Origin of the sequence: Streptosporangium amethystogenes (assembly GCF_000721075.1) — a bacterium.
Taxonomy (GTDB): Bacteria; Actinomycetota; Actinomycetes; order Streptosporangiales; family Streptosporangiaceae; genus Streptosporangium; species Streptosporangium amethystogenes.
The window spans coordinates 1-440 of record NZ_JOEQ01000157.1; the positions used below are offsets into that span (position 1 = coordinate 1).

At 66.6% G+C, this 440-nt stretch carries 1 pseudogene; it reads left to right on the plus strand.

Annotation, left to right across the window (positions count from 1 at the left end):
- Window positions 1-440: pseudogene (locus tag IG98_RS46260) on the plus strand (DNA-directed RNA polymerase subunit beta); the annotation flags it as partial.

Consider the following 440-nt stretch of genomic DNA (forward strand, 5'->3'; position numbering starts at 1 on the left):
TCGAGGTCCGCGACGTGCACCCCTCGCACTACGGCCGGATGTGCCCGATCGAGACGCCGGAAGGCCCGAACATCGGCCTGATCGGCTCGCTGGCCTCCTACGGACGCATCAACGCCTTCGGTTTCGTCGAGACCCCGTACCGCAAGGTCGTCGACGGTAAGGTGACCGACCAGATCGACTACCTCACCGCCGACGAGGAAGACCGTTTCGTCAAGGCCCAGGCCAACACGGTCCTCAACCCCGACGGCTCGTTCGCCGATCGTCGGGTCCTCGTCCGCACCAAGGGCGGCGAGACCGAGCTGGCCCGTGCCGAGGAGGTCGACTACATCGACGTGTCGCCGCGCCAGATGGTGTCGGTGGCGACCGCGATGATCCCGTTCCTGGAGCACGACGACGCCAACCGTGCGCTCATGGGCTCGAACATGCAGCGTCAGTCGGTG